At 64.5% G+C, this 15,851-nt stretch carries 15 protein-coding genes; 3 read left to right on the top strand and 12 right to left on the bottom strand.

Translation table 11 applies throughout. The annotated features are described in order from the left end of the window. Positions 1-81: 81 nt before the first annotated feature. Positions 82-909, top strand: coding sequence for an isocitrate lyase/phosphoenolpyruvate mutase family protein (locus ASC68_RS16605; protein WP_055881599.1), 828 nt, complete (start codon positions 82-84; stop codon positions 907-909). 99 nt (positions 910-1,008) lie between these two features. After that, complete coding sequence (locus ASC68_RS16610; protein WP_055881601.1) at positions 1,009-1,374, top strand: hypothetical protein; 366 nt, start codon at positions 1,009-1,011, stop codon at positions 1,372-1,374. 122 nt (positions 1,375-1,496) lie between these two features. Here the strand turns inward: ASC68_RS16610 and ASC68_RS16615 are convergent, their stop codons facing one another. The 4 genes from ASC68_RS16615 to proS are packed head-to-tail and all read right to left on the bottom strand — an operon-like array spanning position 1,497 to position 6,241. After that, positions 1,497-2,183, bottom strand: coding sequence for an ABC transporter ATP-binding protein (locus ASC68_RS16615; protein WP_055881605.1), 687 nt, complete (start codon positions 2,181-2,183; stop codon positions 1,497-1,499). Next, complete coding sequence (locus ASC68_RS16620) at positions 2,176-3,537, bottom strand: ABC transporter permease (RefSeq protein ID WP_055881609.1); 1,362 nt, start codon at positions 3,535-3,537, stop codon at positions 2,176-2,178. The genes ASC68_RS16615 and ASC68_RS16620 overlap by 8 nt, the downstream gene beginning before the upstream one ends. After that, positions 3,534-4,895, bottom strand: a complete 1,362-nt coding sequence (locus tag ASC68_RS16625; RefSeq protein WP_055881611.1) for an FtsX-like permease family protein — start codon at positions 4,893-4,895, stop codon at positions 3,534-3,536. The genes ASC68_RS16620 and ASC68_RS16625 overlap by 4 nt, the downstream gene beginning before the upstream one ends. Then, positions 4,892-6,241 (bottom strand): proline--tRNA ligase, encoded by a 1,350-nt coding sequence (gene proS, locus ASC68_RS16630; protein WP_055881614.1) that lies wholly within the window; start codon positions 6,239-6,241, stop codon positions 4,892-4,894. The genes ASC68_RS16625 and proS overlap by 4 nt, the downstream gene beginning before the upstream one ends. Positions 6,242-6,628: 387 nt before the next feature. Between proS and ASC68_RS16635 the strand changes: the two genes are divergently transcribed. Continuing rightward, positions 6,629-6,976, top strand: coding sequence for an MmcQ/YjbR family DNA-binding protein (locus ASC68_RS16635; protein WP_055881619.1), 348 nt, complete (start codon positions 6,629-6,631; stop codon positions 6,974-6,976). A gap of 133 nt (positions 6,977-7,109) precedes the next feature. Here the strand turns inward: ASC68_RS16635 and ASC68_RS16640 are convergent, their stop codons facing one another. Genes ASC68_RS16640 through ASC68_RS16675 form a run of 8 tightly spaced genes read right to left on the bottom strand, consistent with a single transcriptional unit; the run spans position 7,110 to position 15,845 of the window. Further along, entirely contained in the window at positions 7,110-7,358 is a 249-nt protein-coding gene (locus tag ASC68_RS16640) for a DUF1467 family protein (RefSeq protein WP_055881622.1), read from the bottom strand. A gap of 8 nt (positions 7,359-7,366) precedes the next feature. After that, entirely contained in the window at positions 7,367-9,046 is a 1,680-nt protein-coding gene (locus tag ASC68_RS16645; protein ID WP_055881625.1) for a ribonuclease J, read from the bottom strand. A gap of 2 nt (positions 9,047-9,048) precedes the next feature. Continuing rightward, positions 9,049-9,873, bottom strand: coding sequence for a biotin--[acetyl-CoA-carboxylase] ligase (locus tag ASC68_RS16650; protein WP_055881628.1), 825 nt, complete (start codon positions 9,871-9,873; stop codon positions 9,049-9,051). Then, positions 9,873-11,318 carry an NADH-quinone oxidoreductase subunit NuoN gene (gene nuoN / locus ASC68_RS16655; protein WP_055881631.1) on the bottom strand — a complete coding sequence of 482 codons (1,446 nt, stop codon included), beginning with the start codon at positions 11,316-11,318 and terminating at the stop codon, positions 9,873-9,875. Before nuoN ends, ASC68_RS16650 begins: the two co-directional genes overlap by 1 nt. A 9-nt stretch (positions 11,319-11,327) precedes the next feature. Next, positions 11,328-12,845: an NADH-quinone oxidoreductase subunit M gene (locus tag ASC68_RS16660; RefSeq protein WP_156387357.1), complete on the bottom strand. Its 1,518-nt coding sequence runs from the start codon at positions 12,843-12,845 to the stop codon at positions 11,328-11,330. Beyond that, positions 12,842-14,908: an NADH-quinone oxidoreductase subunit L gene (gene nuoL, locus ASC68_RS16665; protein ID WP_055881634.1), complete on the bottom strand. Its 2,067-nt coding sequence runs from the start codon at positions 14,906-14,908 to the stop codon at positions 12,842-12,844. Before nuoL ends, ASC68_RS16660 begins: the two co-directional genes overlap by 4 nt. A 7-nt stretch (positions 14,909-14,915) precedes the next feature. Then, entirely contained in the window at positions 14,916-15,236 is a 321-nt protein-coding gene (nuoK, locus tag ASC68_RS16670) for an NADH-quinone oxidoreductase subunit NuoK (RefSeq protein WP_055881636.1), read from the bottom strand. Further along, positions 15,237-15,845 (bottom strand): NADH-quinone oxidoreductase subunit J, encoded by a 609-nt coding sequence (locus ASC68_RS16675; protein WP_055881639.1) that lies wholly within the window; start codon positions 15,843-15,845, stop codon positions 15,237-15,239. Positions 15,846-15,851 lie beyond the last annotated feature (6 nt).

Below are 15,851 nucleotides of genomic sequence, written 5' to 3' on the forward strand. Positions count from 1 at the left end.
TGTCTAGCACCATCGGCCTAGCCATGAATACGTGGTTAACGCGCGAGTCGCCGATCCACCAAGCCGCAAGGAGAACGAGAGTTGAACCAAGAGCAGAAAGCCGAGCGTTTCCAGGCGCTTCACCAGGGCGCGCTGTTCGTCATCCCCAACCCGTGGGACGCCGGTAGCGCCCGCCTGCTCGCTGGTTTCGGCTTCTCGGCGCTTGCCACCACCAGCGCCGGCCTGGCTTTCGCACTCGGCCGCCGCGACGGCGAAGGCAGCGTCAGCCGCGATGAGGCCCTGCGCAACGCTGCCGAGATCGTCGCCGCGACCGACCTGCCGGTCAGCGCCGACCTTGAGAACGGCTATGGCGACACGCCCGAGGACGCCGCCGAAACCACGCGCCTCGCTGCCGAGGTGGGCCTGGTGGGCAGCTCGATCGAGGACGCGACGGGCAACGCGGCCGATCCGATCTACGACTTCAACCTCTCGGTTGAGCGCGTCGCCGCCGCGGCCGAGGCGGCGCATGCCCGCTCGTTCCCATTCACCTTCGTCGCCCGCGCCGAGAATTTCCTCCACGGCCGCAACGACCTCGACGACACCATCCGCCGCCTGCAGGCCTATGAGAAAGCCGGCGCCGATGTGCTGTTCGCGCCGGGCTTGCCCAACCTCGATGCCATCCGCACAGTCTGCGCATCGGTGACAAAGCCGGTAAATGTCGTGCTGGGGGCGAAGAACACCCCCTACTCTCTCGCCGACCTGGCGGCGGCCGGCGTGCGCCGGGTGAGCACCGGCAGCTCGTTCGCCCGCGCCGCGCTCACCGGCCTCAGGGATGCGTCGCTGGAGCTCTTGGGCCCGGGCACTGCCACCTATCTGGACGACGCCATCACCTTTGCCGAGGTGACGGCGCTGATGGCATCGAAGCGCTAAGCTGTGAAAGTCTGCGGAGCCTGCTGTTTTGCACTTCTCCCATGATGGGAGAAGTGAGGCGGCTGGATTTCGCGTAGCGATGCGGTTACCCCTTCGGCCATGGCGATAGATGCCCGCACCCGCAAGAAACTCGTCCGCATCCTGAAGCTGCTCGGGTCGGACCAACCAGGCGAACGCGACTCCGCCGCGCTCGCCGCACACAAGCTGGTCGCGTCGCTGGGGACCGATTGGGACACGCTGCTCGAACCGCCACCTGAAACCAAGGTAGTGGTCCGTCGGGTGCGGGAGTGGGACATCAACCACCAGGAAGCAGCCGAGACCCGCATCCGCCAGCTCCGGGACACCAATGAGCGCCAGGCCCGACAGATCCGCGGCCTCAGGACCCGGGTAAACAGCCTGCTCGACCGTGAGCGCTTGCGGCGCGCCAGCGAGGGCGATGAGGACGAGGTCCGGACGGACGGCTAGAGGGGGGAGGACCACACCGTTCGTTCCACCCACTCGGTGTCATCCCAGCGAAAGCTGGGATGACAGCCGGTGGGGAGGCGAGTTGGTGGCCGACCCTCCCTCCCGTTTGGATCGCAAGCGGCCTACAGCGTGATCGGCTCGATCAGCCCGCCGCGCAGCGTCACGATCCGGTTGGCCCGGCGCGCCAGCTCATGGTTGTGCGTGGCGATCAGCGCTGCGGCGCCTTCTTCCCGGATCAGCGCGGCAAGCGCTTCGAACACCACGTCGCTGGTCGCCGGGTCGAGGTTGCCGGTGGGTTCGTCCGCGAGGATGATCCGCGGATGGTTGGCCGCAGCGCGGGCGATGGCGACGCGCTGCTGCTCGCCGCCCGACAGTTCGGCCGGTCGATGCTGGGCCCGCGGCGCGATGCCGAGGATATCGAGCAGCTGCATGGCCCGCTTCTCGGCCGCCGCGCGGTCCCGCCCGGCGATCAGCTGCGGCATGGTGACGTTTTCGAGCGCCGAGAATTCCGGCAAGAGGTGATGGAACTGGTAGACGTAGCCGATGGTATCGCGGCGCAGCACGGTGCGGCCGCGTTCGTTGAGCTTGCTGGTCGGCACGCCGGTGATCTCGACCTCGCCGCCCTGCGGCCGCTCCAGCAGCCCCGAAATATGCAGCAGCGTCGACTTGCCGGCGCCCGACGGCGCGACGATCGCGACGAGCTCGCCGCCCTTGACCTCGAGGTCAGCTGCCTCGAGCACCCGCACCAGCGTGGCGCCCTCGCCGTAATGGCGATGCACCTTGGCGAGCTTCAGGTGGACATCACTCATAGCGAAGGGCCTCGACAGGATCGTATTGGGCGGCGCGCCAGGCGGGATAGAGCGTCGCAAGGAAGGACAAGCCCATGGCGACGGCAACGATGGCGATCACTTCGGATGGGTTGGTGCGGCTCGGCAGCGAGGACAGGAAGAACACCTCGGGCGGAAAGATAGTGAAGCCGAGCACGCTCGAAAGGAACGCCCGGATCGCCTCGGCATTGGCGGCAATCACCAACCCCAGGGCCAGGCCGAGCAGCGTGCCGCCGACGCCGATCGCCACGCCCGCAATGCCGAAGATTCGCATGATCGAGCCGCGCGTCGCGCCCATGGTGCGCAGCACCGCGATATCGGTGCCCTTGTCCTTCACCAGCATGATCAGGCTGGAGATGATGTTGAACGCCGCGACGACAACGATCATCGACAGGATGACGAACATCACGCTGCCCTGGGTCTGCAGCGCATCGAAGAAGTTCTGGTGCTGCTGGCGCCAGTCCGAGAGGATCAACGGCCGTTCGATCTCTTGGCCGATCTTCAGCCGCATCGCATCGAGCGCGTTCGGATCGGCGATGAACACCTCGATCGCCGTGGCGCGATAGATCCGGTCATACGCCGCCTCGCGGTCAGCCTCGTCCGCGTCGACCGGTGGCACGCTCGCATTGGGCTTCAGCACCCGGTCGAACATCTCGAGATAGTCCTGCGCCGGCCTGAGCGGCATGTAGAGGTAGAAACTGTCGAACTCGGTCATCCCGAGATCGAAGATCACCTGCACCGGGAACGACCGGGTGCGCGGCCGGGCGCCGCTCTGCAACCCCGATGCGTCCGGGCTCAACAGGGTTACGGTGTCGCCGATATTGACCTTGAGCTTTTCGGCCAGGCGCCGCCCGATGGCGACACCGTTGCCGTCGTCCCAGCCATCCCAGTGCCCGAGGATCGCCCCGTCATGCAGCAGCTTCAGCTTCTCGACCGAGTCCAGCGAGATACCGCGGACGATCGCCCCGGTGGCATCGGCCTTGGCGCCGGAGGCCAGCGCCTGCCCCTCGACAAACGGGATCGCGGCGACCACCCCGTCGACGCTCTGAATCTGGAACGCCGACTTCTCGTAGTCGGTGAAGCGCGCCTCGATCGGATAGGCCGAGAAGTGGCCGTTGAGGCCGAGCAGCTTGCTGACGATCTCGGCATTAAAACCGTTCATCACCGAGGTCACGACGATCAAGGCCGCCACCCCAAGTGCAATACCGGTCAGTGTCAGCGCGGCGATCACCGAGACGAAGCGGTCGCGCCGCCGGGCCCGCAGGTAACGGCCGGCCACCAGGAACTCGAAGCGCGAGAACGGGCCGGGATCGGAAGCCGGGGCGCGATCGGTCATTGGTTCAACCCCTCGATCGGATCGAGCCGTGCCGCCCGCCAGGCCGGATAGAGGGTTGCGAGGAAAGTTAAGCCCAGCGACAACAGCACCACCACCGTCACCTCACCCGGATCGACCCGCGACGGCAGGGCCGACATCAGGAACAGCTCGGGCGGAAAGATCGAGATGTTGAGGAGGTTGGAGACAGTGGAGCGGATCGCTTCGACGTTGATCGCGAACACCAACCCCAGGATCAGGCCAAGCAAGGTTCCCGACAGCCCGATGGCGAAACCGGTCATCGAAAAGATGCGGAGGATCGAGCCGCGCGTCGCGCCCATGGTTCTGAGCACCGCGATGTCAGGCCCCTTGTCCTTCACCAGCATCACGAGGCTGGCGATGATGTTGAAGGCGGCGACGAGAATAATCAACGACAGGATGACGAACATCACCACCCGCTCCACCTGCAGGGCGGAAAAGAACGTGGCGTTGCGCTGCTGCCAGTCGGTGATGGTGAAGTCGCCGTCCAGCGCCGCCTGCAGCTTGCCGCGCATCCCGGCAATGTTGTCGGGATCGGCGACGAAAACCTCGACGCCGCTCACCTTGTAGGCACGCTCATAGGCAGCATCGATCTCTTCGTCGGTCGCCATCACCCCGGGCATCTGCACCCCGGGCTTCAGCTTGTCCTCGAACAGCCGGAAATAGACCTGCGCCTCCTGCATCGGCAGGTAGACATAGAAGCTGTCATATTCGGGCATGCCGATATTGAAGATGACGTTCACCGGCAGCGACAGTTCCGCTGGTGTCATGCCGAACGGCGTCGGCGTGCCATTGGGGTTGATGATGGTGATCTGGTCGCCCAGCGACACGCCCAGCCGCTCCGACAGCCGCTGACCGATGGCGACGCCCTGGCTGCCATCCCACTGGTCCCAGCCGCCCAGCACCGCGCCCTCGCGCAGCAGGTCGAGCTTGGCCAGCGAGGCCTCGCTGATGCCGCGGACCACCACGCCGGTGGCGCTGGCATTGCCCGAGGCAAGCGCCTGTCCCTCGACATAGGGGATGGCGTAGCGCACGCCTTCGACGCCTTCGAGGCGCGTCACCACATCGTCGTAGCCGTCGAAGCCCGTACCCGCGGTCTGCACCACGAAATGGCCGTTGAGGCCAAGGATCTTGCCCAGGAGCTCGGTGCGAAACCCGTTCATCACCGACATCACGACGATCAGCGTCGCAACGCCCAGCACCACGCCCAACAGCGTCAGGACCGCGATGACCGAGGCGAACTTCTCCTTGCGGCGGGCGCGCAGATAGCGGCCCGCCACCAGGAACTCGAAGCGCGAGAACGGCCCTGTCCGCTTCGCCGCGATAGGCGGGGAAACGCTCAAACGCTATCCCGCCGCTGCGGCACGATCAGCGACTTGAGCCGGCCGACGGCTTCTTCGATCGACAGCGTTTCGCGCTCGCCCGACTTGCGGTGCTTGATTTCGACCACGCCATCCTTGAGGCCGCGCGGCCCGACGATCAGCTGGTACGGGATGCCGATCAGGTCGGCCGCGGCGAACTTGCCGCCGGCGCCCTGGTCGCGATCGTCGAGCAGCACATCGATGCCCTCGCGCGTCAGATCGTCGTAGAGCCGTTCGGACGCCCGGTCGCTCTCCGCGTCGCCGACCTTGAGGTTGATCACCACGGCCTCGAACGGCGCGACGCTGACCGGCCAGATGATGCCGGCATCATCATGCGAGGCTTCGATAATGGCAGGCACCAGCCGGGTCGGGCCGATGCCATAGCTGCCCATCTGCACCTCAACCGCCTGCCCTTCCTGGTTGGTCACGGTCGCCTTCATCGGCTTGGAATACTTGGTGCCGAAAAAGAAGATGTGGCCAACCTCGATGCCACGGGCCGCGAGCTGATGCTCGGGCTCGACCGCGGCCTTGAAGCCGGCTTCGTCGGTCATTTCATCGGTGGCGGCGAACAGCGACGTCCAATCCTTGAAGATCGGCGTCAGGTCGCTGCGGAAATCGATGTCGATGTCAGGGATCGGCTTGTCCACCAGGCGCTTGTCGAGGAACACCGCGCTCTCGCCGGTCTCGGCCAGCACGTGGAACTCGTAGCTCAAGTCGCCGCCGATCGGCCCGGCATCGGCGCGCATCGGCACCCCGACGAGGCCCATGCGGTGGAAGGTCCTGAGGTAGGCCACGAACATCCGGTAGAAGGCCTGCGTCGCGCCGGCCTCGTCGAGATCGAACGAGTAGGCGTCCTTCATCAGGAATTCGCGCGAGCGCATGGTGCCGAAACGCGGGCGCACCTCGTCGCGGAACTTCCACTGGATGTGGTAGAGGTTCAGCGGCAGGTCCTTGTAGGACTTCACGTAGGTGCGGAAGATGTCGGTGATCACCTCCTCATTGGTCGGCCCGAACAGCATGTCGCGCTCGTGCCGGTCCTCGAGGCGCAGCATCTCCTTGCCATACGCGTCGTAGCGGCCGGATTCCTTCCACAGGTCCGCCGACTGGATGGTCGGCATCAACAGCTGCACGGCGCCCGAGCGGTTCTGCTCCTCTTCGATGATGCGGATGATCTTGTTCAGCACCTTGAAGCCGAGCGGCAGCCAGGAGTAGCTCCCGGCGGCCTGCTGCTTGATCATGCCGGCGCGCAGCATCAGCTGGTGCGAGACGATCTCGGCCTCTTTCGGCGTCTCCTTCAGGAGGGGCAGGAAGTAACGGCTCAAACGCATGTACGGTCCTCGATGGCGCCGGATTCGGAATTGCGATCCCTATAGCGCAAAGCGGGGCAAAGTGGAGCCCGCAAAAGCGCGCGAAACTTAGGCAAACGCTTGGCTCTGCGGCACTTTTGCGCAGTCTGAGCGGCCTACCAAATGATGACTTGAATACTATGTAAAAATGCGATGGCTGCCATGCAGAATCCGCTTGGCAGCCCCAGATTCAGTTGTTAGGGTCCGTCGCCATAAGAACACAGGCAACCGCAAGTTGCCGGACGTCGACAACGTCAAGGGAGGAGCGTTGGCAGCCACCTAACCGTGTGCCTAAGACCAGCGTATTGTCGAGAAACTTTACAAAGCAGGGCTCCGGCCCTGCTTTTTTCATTTGCGGATGAAGAATCGATGACAACTTCTTCTGACTTCAGGGCAATTGCATTGGCGCTCGACGGCACGACCGAGGCGCCGCACTTCGATCGGCAGGCTTTCAAGGTCGCCCGCACCTACGCCACCCTCGCGGCCGACGGGCTCACCGCCAACCTGAAACTCACGCCCGACGAGCAGGAGTTCAAGGCGATGCTGGCGCCCGAGGCGTTCGTACCGATCGACAATGGCTGGGGTCGCCAGGGCTGGACCACGGCGATACTGGCAAGGCTGTCAGCCGAGGAGCTGAAGGCCGCGCTGGAGATGGCCTATGCGCATGCGCTGCCGAAGGTGAAGACGAGGAAGAGAACGAAGACAAAGGGAAGCTAGCCCCCTCCTCACCCACCGGCTGTCATCCCAACGAAAGCTGGGACCCATCTATCCACCTGCGCGGGCTGCGAGTTGGGTCCCAGCTTTCGCTGGGATGACACTGAGTGCGTGGAAACCGTGTGCCCGCCCCAGCCTACCGCCAGTATTCCTGCAGCCACGGGGCGGTCAGCCCCCACAGCAGCAACCCGGTGACAACAGCCGCGAGCACGGTGGTGATCAGCAGCTTTGGCCACAACCGGAGAATTCCCGCCGGCGCCCCGCGCTCCGTCCCCTCGATCCACTCGCCCGCGTCGACCTGGTTGCGCACCTTGAACGGCAGCACCAGGAACAGGCAGATCCACCAGGTGACGAAGAAGATCGCGAGGAACGTTCCGACTTGCATGGCGAGCCTCAGACTCGGTGTACGAACACCGTTACATTGGGTTTGCGGCCCCAGTAGGACGAAACCTCGCTGCGGACCGCCCGCTGCAGCGCCGTGTTGACCAGCTCAGGGTCATTGCGGCGCTTGGGCGGAATCGACTTGAGCGTACCTGTTACCGCACGACGGACGAGATCGGGCAGCGACTCATCGTCATCCTCAACATCCGGCAGACCTTCGATCACCGTTTCCGGTCCGGCCAGCACCTGGCCCGAAGCATTGACGCAGAGGCTGACCACGATATGGCCGCCGAAGCTGAGCCGGCGGCGCCCCTTCACGCCGCTCTCCTCGGGCGTGCAGAGCACGTTGCCGTCGAGATAGAGCTGACCGACGCGAATCTCGCCGGGGAATTGCGTGGTGTTCGGGAACAGCCGCACCATGTCGCCGTTGCGAGCGTGAACGACCGTCTCGATGCCATGCTGCCGGCCGAGCAGCGCATGCGCCTCGAGATGCGCAGCCTCGCCATGTACCGGCACCAGCACTTCGGGCTTGATCAGGTCGTAGAGCCGCTTCAGCTCCTCGCGGCGCGGGTGGCCGGTGGTGTGCACCAGCCCGTGCGTCTGGGTGATGACGTCGACGCCGCGGTCGATCAGCATGTTCTGGATGTCGATGACTTCGCGCTCGTTGCCCGGGATCGCCCAGGACGAGAAGATTACCCGGTCGCCGGCATTGAGCGAAATCTCAGGGTGCTCCTCGCGGGCAATGCGAGCGATGGCGGCGCGCGCCTCGCCCTGGCTGCCGGTGCACAGCAGCACCACCTTGGAGCGCGGCAGCGACTTGTACTCGTTCTGGTCGAGGAACGGATCGATCCCCTCCAGCATACCGAGTTCGCGCGCGATGCCGCTGATCCGGTGCAGCGCCCTGCCCGACATCACCACCTTGCGGCCGGCCTTCTGCGCGGCGCGGGCCACCGAAATCACCCGGCCGACATTGGAGGCGAAGGTGGTGACGGCGACGCGGTGCGTCGACGAAGCAATCAGCGCCTCGAGCGTCGACGCGACCTCGTCCTCGGACGGGCTGGTGCCGTCCTTCATCGCGTTGGTGGAATCGCAGATCAGCGCAATCGGGGTCGAACGGTCCTCACCGATCCGGGCGAAGCGGCCGACATCGGTCGGCGGGCCGCCCACCGGGTGCGGGTCGAGCTTCCAGTCGCCGGTATGGATGACCCGACCGACCGGCGTGGTGATCAGGAGCGCACAGCTCTCGGGGATCGAGTGGGCGACGTTGATCGCCTCGATGGTGAAGGGGCCGACGGTGAAGGGCTTGCCCACCCGCATCGGCTTCACTTCGATATCCTCGACGATGCCCTCGGACTCTCGCTTGGCGCTCAGCATCGCCTCAGTGAAGGCGGTGGCATAGACCGGCCGATCGAACGCCGGCCACAGGTCGAGCACGGCGCCGTAGTGGTCTTCGTGGCTATGGGTGAGGATCAGCGCCAGGATGTCGTCGGCATTCTCCTCGAGGAAGGCCGGATCGGGCAGGATCAGCTCGACCCCCGGCTCCTGCGGTCCGGCGAAGGTGACGCCGCAATCGACCACGATCCACTTGCGGCCGCGCTCCGGCCCGAAGCCGTAAGCGCCCATGTTCATGCCGATCTCGCCCACGCCGCCTAGCGGCACGAACACGAGCTCATCGGGTCTCGGCTTTGCCATGATCAGTTCCTAACGCTTGCGGTCGTGCCGAAATGCACATCACCGGCGGTGATGGCAATTCGGCTGTTGTCATTGGCGCGAACGATCAGTCGTCCGCCCTCGTCGATTGTTTCAAAAATGCCGCGCACGATGTCGCCATCGCGGTTCACCGCGACTTCGGCGCCGATCCCGGCGGCCGAACGGCGCCACAGCTCAAGCACCTGGGTCACGCCCCTACCCCGGTCCCAGAGTTCCACGGCATCGACCCAGGCATCCGACAGCGCGCCGAACACGGTCTCTGCCGAAGTATCGAGCCCGAGGGCGCGCAGCGACGTTGCCGGGTATGGCAGGCCCTCGGGGGCCTCGACCACATTGACGCCGATGCCGACCACGATGGCCATGCTGCCATCGGGGCGCTTGTGCGCTTCGAGCAGAATGCCGGCGAGCTTGGCGCCGTCGGCCAGTACGTCATTGGGCCACTTGAGCGCGATGCGTCCGTTGGCCATGTCGGCGCCGTCAATGCCGGTTCTCAGCAGGCCAGCTGGCACGATACCAGCAAGAGCCTGGTTCAGCGACACGCCGGCAACGAAGCCGAGCGTCGCGGCAATCGCCGGATCGACATCGGGAACCACCAGCAGGCTGGCGGCAAGGTTGCCGTGTGGCGATTGCCACGGTCGGCCGCGCCGGCCGCGACCGGCGCTCTGCTGCAATGCGCAGAACCAGACATCGCCGATATCACCGGCCTGGGCAGCCCTCGCCGCCTCGGTCGAGGTCGAACCGACGCTGTCGAAGCCGTTCAGCCTGTAGCCGCGCGAGACCGCCCTGGACCCAAGCCAGAATCCTGCCACTAGAACAGGCTTCCGGCCGCAATACTGGCAGCCGCGGTCAGCGGCGAACCCACCGTGACGAAATAGGTGACGATCAGGAAGCCGATGCCGGCCATGACCACGTTCAATTCGCCCGGCACGGCGGCAAATTGCGCCACCGGCTCGTCGAAATACATCACCTTGACGATCCGCAGGTAATAGAACGCGCTCACCGCCGAAGCGAGGACGCCGATCACCGCGAGGATGAACAGGTTCTGTTCGACCGCGGCGAGGAACACCTGCCACTTGGCGAAGAACCCGGCCAGCGGCGGCAGCCCGATCAGCGAGAACATCAGGATGGCGATGATGGCGGCGACGAACGGCCGCTTCTGCGCCAGCCCGGCAAGCTCGGAAATCGTCTCGACCGGGCCGTTCTCGGTCCTGAGCGCCAGCACGCAGGCAAAAATGCCCACCGTCATGGCGATGTAGATCGCCATATAGACGGCAACGCCCTCGACGCCGGCCTCAGTGCCGGAAGAAAGGCCAACCAGCGCGAAGCCGACATGGCCGATCGATGAATAGGCCAGGAGGCGCTTGAGGTTGTTCTGCCCGATCGCGGCGAAGGCGGCGAGCACCATCGAGGCGATGGAGAGGAAGATGACGATCTGCTGCCAGTCATGGGTGATCGGCGCGAAACTGACCGTGGTGACGCGGATGAACAGCGCCATCGCCGCAACCTTCGGCGCAGCCGCAAAGAACGCGGTGACCGGCGTAGGCGCGCCTTCGTAGACGTCCGGCGTCCACATATGGAACGGCACGGCCGAGATCTTGAAGGCGATACCGGCGAGCAGGAACACCATGCCGAAGATCAGGCCGATCGAGCGGCTGTCGAGCGTGATGGCGGCGACGATCTGGTCGATCTGCGTCGTGCCGGTGAAGCCATAGACCAGCGAGGCGCCATAGAGCAGCATGCCGGACGACAGCGCACCGAGCACGAAATACTTGATGCCGGCCTCGGTGGCCTTCTTGTCTTCGCGCTTCATCGCCGCGACGACATAGAGCGCCAGGCTCTGCAGCTCGAGGCCGATATAGAGGCTCATCAGATCATTGGCCGAAACCATGATCATCATGCCCAGCGTCGCCAGCAGCACCAGCACGGCGTACTCGAACTTGTCGATGCCGTGCTCCTTGCTGTTCGACAGCGAGATCAGCAGCGTCGCCGCCGCACCGCCCAGCACCAGCGCCTTCATGTAGCGGGCAAAGCCGTCGACGATGAACACGCCGTTGAACAGCACACCGGTCGCCGGCTGCAGCAGCAGCACCGCCAGTACCACAAGGAGCAGCACGATGGCGACGATCGACACCGCCGTCGAGCTGATGCCCTTCCAGAACAGCGAGACCAGCAGCACCACGATGGCGCCTACGGCCAGCAGCAGTTCCGGATAGGCGGGGGCGAGCGAAGCGAAGCTCGTGACGTCGGACAGCATGCCCGTCTCCTAATGGCCGGTCGCCGCGGCAACCGCTTGCGGTGCGGCACCAATGGCGTTGGCGAAGTTTTCCGCGACGAGGTTCACCGATGCGGCAGTCGCATCGAGGATCGGGGCGGGATAGAAGCCGAAGAGAATGGTGAGGAGCACCAGCGGCACCAGCACGATGGCTTCGCGCCGGTCGAGATCGAGAATGCCCTTCAGCGATTCCTTGGTGAAGGCGCCGAAGATCACCCGGCGATAGAGCCAGAGCGCATAGGCCGCCGACAGGATCACGCCGAACGCCGCGAAGAACGCCACCCAGGTGTTGGCCTGGAAGGCCGCCAGCATGGTGAGGAATTCACCGACGAAGCCCGAAGTCCCCGGCAGGCCGACATTGGCCATGGTGAACACCATGAACACCACGGCGTAGCGCGGCATCGGCGACACCAACCCGCCATAGGCATCGATCTCACGCGTGTGCATCCGGTCGTAAACCACGCCGACGCAGAAGAAGAGCGCGGCCGAGACGATACCGTGCGAGATCATCTGGAAGATCGCGCCGTGGATGCCGTAGATGTTGCCGGTGAAGATACCCATCGTCACGAAGCCCATATGGGCGACCGACGAATAGGCGATCAGCTTCTTGATATCGGTCTGCACCAGCGCGACGAGCGAGGTGATGATGATCGCCGCGATCGACAGGACGAACACGAAGTTCGCGAACTGGTGCGAGGCATCGGGGAACATCGAGATCGAGAAGCGGATGAAGCCGTAGCCGCCAAGCTTCAGGAGGATCGCGGCCAGGATCACCGAGCCTCCCGTCGGCGCTTCGACGTGCGCTTCCGGCAGCCAGCGGTGGAACGGCCACATCGGCATCTTCACCGCGAACGAGGCGAAGAACCCGATCCACAGCCAGGTCTGCACCTCGGGCGGGAACTTGAAGGTCAGGAGCCTGGCGATATCGAGTGTGCCGGCCTGCCAGTACATCGCCATGATGGCGATCAGCATCAGCACCGTGCCGGTGAAGCTGTAAAAGAAGAACTTGTAGGTCGCCTGGATGCGCCGCGCCCCGCCCCAGATACCGATGATCAGGAACATCGGGATCAGCGTGCCCTCGAAGAACACATAGAACATCGCCAAATCGAGCGTCGCGAAGGCGCCGATCATGAACGTCTCGAGGATCAGGAAGACGATCAGGTACTCCTTCACCCGCTTGGTGATGGAGCCAAAGCTCGAGAGGATCACGGCAGGCATCAGTACCGCGGTCAGCGGGATGAACAGCACCGAGATGCCGTCGACGCCCATGCGGTAGCCGATCGAGTCGCTGAACGCCCACACTTCAACGAACTGGAAGCCGGTGTTCGATGGGTCGAACAGGTACCAGAGCCAGAGGCTGAGGGCAGCCGTCACCAGCGTCACGCCGAGCGCGATATAGCGCGCCAGGTTGTTCGCAGCCTCGTCGCGACCGCTGACGAACAGCAGCAGCAGCGCGCCCGCCGTCGGCAGGAAAGTGATGAACGTCAGAAGGTGGTCACTGAAGATCATCCAAGAAGTCCCCCGGCGGCGATGGCCCAGGTGAGCAGCGCCGCGATACCGATAAGCATGGCGAAAGCGTAGTGATAGAGGTAGCCGGACTGCAGCTTCACCACCTTGCCGGTGATGTCCTTGACGCGATTGCCAAGGCCCTCGGTGATGGTCTTGTCGATCAGCATGTCGTCAAAGCCCTTCCACAGGGCATTGCCCAGCCAGAGCGCCGGCTTGACGAAGATGCGGTCGTAGAGCTCGTCGAAGTACCACTTGTTCAAGAGGAACAGGTAGAGCCCCGGGTTGGCGTGCGCCAACCGCTTCGGCGCTGCCGGATCGCGGATGTACATCTGGTAGGCCGCGGCAAAGCCGAGCACCATGGCGATGGTCGCCGACCACTTCACCCAGATCGGCACGCCGTGAGCGGCCTCGAGCAGCTCTTCGGAGACGACCAGCGAGCCCTGGAAGAAATGCTCGATATGCTCGGCATGGCCGAAGAACAGATCGTTGAACACCACGCCCGCCAGCACCGCACCGGCGGCCAGCACGTAGAGCGGCACCAGCATGACATTGGGGCTCTCATGCGCGTTGTCATAGGCGCTGCCGTGATGCCCGTGATCGTCGTGCGCGTGGTCGGCATGGGCATGGTCATCATGCGTCGCGTGCGCACCGTGCCCGTGATGCTGGCCACGCGTCTCGCCATGGAAGGTCAGGTGGATCAGGCGCCACGAGTAGAAGCTGGTGAACATGGCCGCGATCACCAGGGCCCAGAAGCCGATGTAACCGGTCGAACCACCCGCCGCGTAAGCGACTTCGATGATGCCGTCTTTCGAGAAGAACCCGGCGAAACCGAGCGGCGTGCCCGGGATGCCGACGCCAGTGAGCGCCAGCGTGCCGATGATCATCATCCAGTAGGTGATCGGGATCTTCTTCCTGAGCCCACCCATGTTCCGCATGTCCTGCTCATGGTGCATCGCATGGATGACCGAGCCGGCGCCCAGGAACAGCAGCGCCTTGAAGAAGGCGTGGGTGAAGAGGTGGAAGATACCCACCGAATAGACCCCTGCCCCCAGCGCCACGAACATGTAGCCGAGCTGCGAACAGGTCGAATAGGCGATGACACGCTTGATGTCGTTCTGAACGAGGCCAACCGTCGCCGCGAAGAATGCGGTCAGCGCGCCGACCAGCATCACCACGGTCATGGCGAGCTCGGAGGCTTCGAACAGCGGCGAGAAACGGGCCACCATGAACACGCCGGCCGTCACCATGGTCGCGGCATGGATCAGCGCCGACACCGGGGTCGGGCCTTCCATGGCGTCCGGCAGCCAGGTGTGAAGCAGGAACTGCGCCGACTTGCCCATGGCGCCCATGAACAGCAGCAGGCACACCACGGTCATGGCGTGCAGATCCCAGCTGAGGAAGCGGAAGGTCAGGTCCTTGTTCGCTTCGACCGCATGGAAAGCGCCATCGAAATCGAGGTGACCGAGCACCACGAAGGCCGCAAAGATGCCGAGCGCAAAGCCGAAGTCGCCGACGCGGTTGACGACGAACGCCTTCATCGCCGCCGCATTGGCCGACGGCCGCGTGTACCAGAAGCCGATCAGCAGATAGGACGCGAGACCCACGCCTTCCCAGCCGAAGAACATCTGCAGGAAGTTGTCGGCGGTCACCAGCATCAGCATGGCGAAGGTGAACAGCGACAGGTAGGCGAAGAACCGCGAGCGGTGCGGATCATCGGCCATGTAGCCGATCGAGTAGAGGTGAACGAGGCTCGAAACGGTGGTCACCACCACGAGCATCACCGCGGTCAGCGTATCGACACGCAGCACCCAGCGCAGGTCGAGCGCACCGGAGACGATCCAGCGCATCACTTCGACCTTGGTCGCGGCATGCTCGGCGCCGTGTGCGCCTTCGACCGCTGCCGGCGCGAACCAGTACTGGGCGAAGACGATCCAGCTCAACACGGCGGCGGCGATCAGCAGCCCGGTGGTGATGTACTCGCTGGTGCGGTGACCGATGATGCGGCCCAGCAGACCCGCGATCAGGGCCCCGACGAGCGGGAAGAATACGATGGCCTGGATCACTTTGCGGTCAGCCCTTCAGCGAGTTGACGTCTTCCACGGCGATGGAGCCGCGGTTGCGATAGAAGATGACGAGGATGGCGAGACCGATCGCCGCTTCAGCGGCGGCCACGGTGAGGATCAACAGCGCAAACACCTGCCCGGCGAGGTCGCCCAGCTGCGACGAGAACGCCACGAAGTTGATGTTCACTGCCAGGAGGATCAGTTCCACCGACATCAGGATGACGATGATGTTCTTGCGGTTGAGGAAGATCCCGAACACGCCCAGCGTGAAAAGGATCGCCCCGACGGTCAGGTAGTGCCCGAGCCCGATGCCTGTTGCTGCCAGCATTTAGAGCCCCTGCCCCGATTTGACCTTGACCAGTTCCGTGCCTTCCGAGCGCTTGCGCCCGGTCTGGCGGAACACATCCTGCCGCTTGACGTTCGACTTGTGCCTGAGGGTCAGGACGATCGCGCCGATCATGGCGACCAGCAGCACGCCGGCAGCGCCCTGGAACAGGAAGACGTAGCGCGTGTAGAGCAATTGCCCGATGGCGCGGGTATTGTCGATCGCCGCATCCATCGGCACCGCGGCCACGGCCCCGCCATCGACCGGCAGCACAAAACTCCCCGCCACCAGCAGCAGCTCGAGCAGGAGGATCACGCCGACCACCACGCCCACCGGCGCGTATTGCAGCATGCCCTGGCGCAGCGAGGCGAAATCGACATCGAGCATCATGGTGACGAACAGGAACAGCACCGCGACGGCGCCGACATAGACGACGATCAGGATCAGCGCCAGGAACTCGGCGCCGGCCAGCATGAACAGGCCGGCCGAATTGACGAACGCCAGGATCAGGAACAGCACCGAGTGCACGGGATTGCGCGCCGCGATCACCATCAGCGCCGAAGCGACGGTGATGACCGAGAACACATAAAAGAAGAACAGCGGCAGCGTCATCTCGAT

Source organism: Devosia sp. Root105 (genome assembly GCF_001424865.1).
Lineage (GTDB): Bacteria > Pseudomonadota > Alphaproteobacteria > Rhizobiales > Devosiaceae > Devosia_A.